The organism is Clavibacter lycopersici (assembly GCF_003576405.1).
In the GTDB taxonomy this organism is placed as follows: domain Bacteria; phylum Actinomycetota; class Actinomycetes; order Actinomycetales; family Microbacteriaceae; genus Clavibacter; species Clavibacter lycopersici.
This window is the reverse complement of sequence record NZ_QWGT01000398.1, coordinates 1-1345: the sequence shown is the minus strand read 5'-3', so window position 1 is coordinate 1345 and position 1345 is coordinate 1. Positions and strand designations below refer to the sequence as shown.

1 protein-coding gene is annotated in these 1345 nt (G+C 73.2%); it reads right to left on the bottom strand.

Annotated elements, in window-relative coordinates; all coding sequences use genetic code 11:
• The coding region (locus DZG00_RS15470) for a sensor histidine kinase (protein ID WP_119455819.1) at window positions 1–1294 on the bottom strand (1294 nt) is incomplete at its 3' end.
• Between the last annotated feature and the right edge of the window lie 51 nt (window positions 1295–1345).

Below are 1345 nucleotides of genomic sequence, written 5' to 3'. Positions count from 1 at the left end.
CCTTCGGGCCGATCTCGATGGATCCGCCCACCGCCGCGACGCGCTCCCGCATGCCGCGCTGGCCGAGCCCGCCGGGGCCCTTCCGCACGGGGCCGGACGCCGCGGACGCCGCCGCGCCCGCGGGTCCGCCGTCGCTGACCTCCACCTCGACCCGGTCGGCGAGGTAGCGGAGGCGGAGGTCGACGCGCGCGCCCATGCCCGCGTGCTTCCGCACGTTCGTGAGCGACTCCTGCGCGACCCGGTAGACGATGAGGTCGACCGTCGGGGTGAGCGGCCGCGGCGTGCCGATGACGTCGTACGCGACGGTGAGGCCCGCGCCGCACGCGTCCGCGACGAGCTCGTGCAGCTGGTCGACGCCGCGGGTCGACGCGGTGCGGGTGGGGTCGGAGCCGGCGCCGTCGTCGGATCCCCGGCCGTCGTCCTCCTGACGGAGCGCGACGAGCATGCGGTGCAGCTCCTCGATGGCGCTGCGCGCGTTGTCCTCGACGATGCCGAGCGACGCCTCCGCCTTCTCGGTGTCGCGCTCGAGGACCCGCCGCGCCGCGCCCGCGTGCACGCCCATCACGGACACGTGGTGCGCCACGACGTCGTGCAGCTCGCGGGCGATGCGCACGCGCTCCAGCGTGACCGCCTGCTCGGCCACGCGCTCCCGCTCGGTCGCGAGCTCCGCCGTCCGCGTCTCGAGCGCGCAGCGGTCGCGCGCCGACGCCCACGCCCGGTCGCCGAAGTACCAGGCGCCGCCGAAGTAGAGGAGGTTCGTGATGATCGAGATGAGGCCGGCGGCGACGGGGGCCGGGATCCAGGCGTCGTCGGGCGCGTTCTCGAAGGTCGAGCCGGAGAGCGAGTAGAAGCCCGAGGTCTGCAGCAGCGAGCTGAACAGCCACGCGAACATGCCGACGACGATGATCCCGCGCACGATGTTCGCCCGGAGGCGGCTCCTGCCCCACGCGCCCAGCGAGTACATGGCGATGAACATGGCGATGTTGGAGAACATCAGCTCGGGCACGAACTGGTACGCGCCGACGATGAAGGTGGCGCCGATCACGAGCGTGACGGCCTCCGGCTGCAGCCGGCGGAAGGCGAGCGGCACGCACATGAGCACGATCCAGGCCGCGATGATCCACATCGCGGGCCGGGAGGGGTACATGCCGAGCGCGTAGTACTGCATGACGCTGAAGGTGGTGAGCACGAGCATCACCGCCGCCAGCAGCACGTCGAAGCGCAACCCCGCGCGGTCGGGACGCGGGCGCACCCAGAAGCGGTCGACGCTGTCGGGGGCGGATGCGGCGCTCATCCGCCCACGGTATCGACGCGGCCCCCGCGGGCGCATCCGCCGGATGACGGA